Consider the following 4,507-nt stretch of genomic DNA (forward strand, 5'->3'; position numbering starts at 1 on the left):
ATGAATAAAACAAGGATATTTCTGCTTTTTATTTTGGCTTCTATCTTTATAGAATGTAAGCCGGAAATTAGAAAGGCTGAAGACAAAAATCAAACAGAAAATAAAGTTTCTGAATTCAAAATACCTAATAATGTTGACGACAACTTCAATGTTTTCCTGAGTTATTTTAGTAAAGATTCGATTTTCCAAGTTAGTCGTGTAAATTTTCCGCTAAAAGTCATCGAAATTGACGAGAATAATATGATGGAGACAATTGAAAGGACAGTTGAAAAAGAAGAATACACAAAACTTGACTTTGAATATCCAAAAGATGCTTTGACTAGAGAATTTGATAGATATACACAGAAAATAAAAGCAAAAGGAAATAACGTAACAATTGAAATCAGAGGTGTTGACAATGGAATTTATACCGATGTTTACTTTGAAAAAGTTAACGGAAAATGGTTTCTAAAAAGTTGGAAAGACACGTCTAACTAATAAAAACTACTGGTAACAGCGGTTAGTGGCTATTGCTGGATTTTCGTGGTTTCACGTTTGTTTTTCACGTAAAAATTCTATCTTAGCTGAAAGTACGCAGTTCGCTGGCTTCGCAAAAAGCCACTAGCCGCGAAACGTTAGCGGTTATATCATGAAACTCATCATTCAAATATTAACAATTTCTATTTTCTTTTCTTGTTCAAGCAAGAAAGAAGAAAAATCTATTGTTCATAGACCACTACCCGAAAATAAAATAGAAATAGAACCTTATGATTTTGATACACTACTTACAAGAGGTTATCATTTATCATATAGAGTTCATTTTGATACAATTGAAAAACAAAATATGCAAAGTTTGACTTTAGTAAAAGGGGAAAAGGATATAATAGAATTGAATGAAACCAGTTATCCCATGATTCATAAAAGTCTTGGATATATTGGCGGTGATTTCGGAGAAACTTTTCTTTTTATACAATCTTACGGTTCAGGAAATCCAAACCAAATGCAACTAATCAAGAAAGAAAATGGCACAATACTCAAGGAAGGCATTTTTGTTGATAATCGTGAAGATGAAAGAATACTTCTTTACATTGAAACGCTTAATGATGATAGTGAAAAATTAGTATTGTTAGATTTGAAAAACAATAAAGAAAAAATAATAACTGATTTCAATAATTCTATTTGCGCAGAGATTGGAAATCTGAGAGATTGTGTGCTAATTGACACTGTCACTACAAAAGAAGTTGTTTTAAAAACAGATTCAGAAGAAAATAAAATAATTAGACGATACAACCGCTAACAGCGGCTAGTAGCCATTGCTGGATTTTCTTGATTTCACGTTGGTTTTTCACGTAAAAATTTTATCTTAGCTGACAGTACGCAGTTCGCTGGTTTCGCAAAAAGCCACTAGCCGCGAAACGTTAGCACTTATTTTGGGAGAACCGCTAAAAAAGAGAAATCGGAGAGTTGATAGGCTAAGTAAAAGAATGAAAAGTGGTCAAGAGAAAAATCAATACGGGAATAAATAAATTAAACAAGGTTTTTACAGTAATTTGGATTGTTATAAACATAGTTTTGGTTTATAAATATTCTTGGGATTCATATACAATTAACTGTGAACCTTGTATTGCTGGAGAAATTTGTCAGCCATGTCAAACTGACTTTATGGAAAGTTTTTGGTTATACATTGCTTCGTGGAATTTGGGAATGCTCATATTGTGTTACTTATATATTTTAAGAAAAAATAAGTGCTAACAGCCGTTAACCGCTATTGCTGGTTTTTCGTGGTTTCAAGTCTGTTTTTCACGTAAAACTATTATCTTAGCTGACAGTACGCAGTTCGCTGGCTTCGCAATAGTCGGTTAGCGGCGAAACGTTATAAGCAAGCTTTCCTCAAAATTACGTCGAAAAGTTATGGAAAAAACAATTAATCATTTTTCTTTTGGTTTGTTATTATGGCAAATATTTCTCATTGTTTTATTTTGCTCAATAGTTTATTTTTTAATCAAACTTTACAAGAAAACAAAGCGGAATTCAGAAAATAGATCAAAAGAATCTAAATAAATAATTTCCAAAAGAATTGAACAAAGTGTCTAAAAAAACAAGCCTGCTTATAACAGCGGTTAGTGGCCATTGCTGGATTTTCGTGGTTTCACGTCTGTTTTTCACGTAAAACTATTATCTTAGCTGAAAGTACGCAGTTCGCTGGTTTCGCAAAAAGCCACTAGCCGCGAAACGTTATAGGTAACCTTTTGACAAATTTTGCGTTGAAAAAGATACAGAAGTGAAACAGAATCTAAAACCTGAATTTAAAAAATTAAAAATATGATAGGTTTAATTTATGAGTCTAAATTAGTTTGGAGTACTGATACAATCATAAGTACAGTGATTGCAGGTTTCAATATAATATTAATGCTTTTAATTTTTTATTTAGCTTATAAACTTTGTAATAAAGTAATTGACTTTCTGATAAAAAAATAAGCAATCTGACAAATTGTAAAAGACAAAAATTCATCTAGTAAACTCTTAAAGCTATTTACATAATAGGTTGACTGAAAAGGCAGACCAATAATAAAGGCTACCTATAACAGCGGTTAGTAGCACTTGCTGGTTTTTATTGAGTTGTACTTCTATTTTCACGTAAAAAGTTTATCTTAGCGGACAGTACGCAGTTCGTTGGATTCGCAAATGCAACTAGCCGCGAAACGTTAAGCCACATTTTGCGTTCCCGATTTCAGTAGCGATTTTTGCAGTAAGTTCATTTTTCCACTTCAGTTTTTTTAAATGTAATTGACGAGAAATCAACTTTCGAAAAGATGTTGACGAAAAAAAGTTTGCTGGAAAATGAAATCCGAAAATGTTTATGGAAACGTTTGTGGAAAATTAAAACGAATTTTTCCCAAGTTTGCGTTGAATATTAAACAGAGAATAAGCAGAAACCGAAAACAAAATCCGAAATAGAAACCGGAAAATGAAACTGGTTACGTTGCGTGCTCAAGTTTACGTCGCAAAAAATGGCTTAACAGTGGTTAGTAGCCATTGCTGGATTTTCGTGGTTTAACGTTGGTTTTTCACGTAAATATTTTATCTTAGCTGAAAGTACGCAGTTCGCTGGCTTCGCAAAAAGCCACTAGCCGCGAAACGTTAAGCCACATTTTGCGTTCCCGATTTCAGTAGCAATTTTTGTATAAAATTCAAGTTCATTTTTCTTTCGTTGATTTATAAAAATCATTGAAGAAAAAATGACGTTGACAAAAATCAGAAACTGGAAAAGTGTTGCGGAAAATATTTGCAGAAAATTTAACCAAATTTTTTCCAAGTTTGCGTTGAAAATTTATCAGAGAATAAGCAGAAACGAGAAAGCAGAATCCGAAATAGAAACCGGAAAATCAAACTGGTTACGTTGCGTGCTCAAGTTTACGTCGCAAAAAATGGCTTAACAGCGGTTAGTGGCCATTGCTGGATTTTCGTGGTTTCACGTTGGTTTTTCACGTAAATATTTTATCTTAGCTGAAAGTACGCAGTTCGCTGGTTTCGCAAAAAGCCACTAGCCGCGAAACGTTAGTGGTTAGTTTTGGTCCGAAGCTTAAACGGACGTTTTTCTTTCTTTCACTTTTGAAAATTTAACCGAGAATAAAAAGTCTGACTTTTCGGTTTTACTGAAAATAATCTTACCGGTAATCGAATGAATTTAGTCAGTTTGTGTTTGTAAACTTTTAGGCTTTTGGGGAATTCAACAAGAACTTGTTTGTAGGCGAAAGTTGAAAGTCGGCTGACTTTTGGGCAATTTTGGTTTCCTAGTCTAAAACCAAACCACTAACAGCGGTTAGTGGCCATTGCTGGATTTTCATGGTTTCACGTTGGTTTTTCACGTAAATATTTTATTTTAGCAGACAGTACGCAGTTCGCTGGCTTCGCAAAAAGCCACTAGCCGCGAAACGTTACCGGAAAGCCTAAATCGTGCACCAGAGAATATCTTGTTTATGAATTCAAAGTATTTTTTTATCAAATGTTTATTAGTATTGTTAGCCTTAAGCTCATGTAGCTCTAAAAAAAGCGTGACAGGAACTTATACATTAAAACAGAAACCAAACTCATATAACATAATCCTTAGATTAGATAGTAACACTTATAAATTAGAAACGACTGGAACAATAGCTTCTGGAAATACCAAAGGGAATTGGAGAATGGAAAAAAGCAATATTATTTTAATGCCAGAAAAGTCTAAGATAACTCATGAAACTTTAGGTGATACAATTGTTGAAGTACAAGAATATAGACCATTTTGTGACACATTAAAAGCAAAGGTTAAAAAGAACAAAATAATTATTTCCCGAAATCCATATAATGAAATTACTTTACGCAAAATAAAGGCCATCCGGTAACAGCCGTTATCCGCTATAGCTGGTTTTTCTTGAGTTGTGCTTCTTTCTTCACGTAAAAATATTATCTTAGCAGACAGTACGCAGTTCGCTGGATTCGCTACAGTCGGATAGCGGCGAAACGTTAGCAGTAATCGTTGGAAACATCA

3 protein-coding genes are annotated in these 4,507 nt (G+C 33.4%); all 3 read left to right on the forward strand.

The features are described from left to right. On the forward strand, window positions 1-477 hold a 477-nt coding region (locus SK086_RS13500; protein WP_324692326.1), incomplete at its 5' end, for a DUF4348 domain-containing protein. Window positions 478-628: 151 nt separating this feature from the next. Next, window positions 629-1,276 (forward strand): hypothetical protein, encoded by a 648-nt coding sequence (locus tag SK086_RS13505; protein ID WP_324692328.1) that lies wholly within the window; start codon window positions 629-631, stop codon window positions 1,274-1,276. Between the two features lie 2,683 nt (window positions 1,277-3,959). After that, window positions 3,960-4,361 carry a hypothetical protein gene (locus SK086_RS13510; protein WP_324692329.1) on the forward strand — a complete coding sequence of 134 codons (402 nt, stop codon included), beginning with the start codon at window positions 3,960-3,962 and terminating at the stop codon, window positions 4,359-4,361. The last annotated feature ends 146 nt before the right edge of the window (window positions 4,362-4,507 follow it).

The organism is Flavobacterium cheonhonense (assembly GCF_035671315.1).
In the GTDB taxonomy this organism is placed as follows: Bacteria; Bacteroidota; Bacteroidia; order Flavobacteriales; family Flavobacteriaceae; genus Flavobacterium; species Flavobacterium cheonhonense.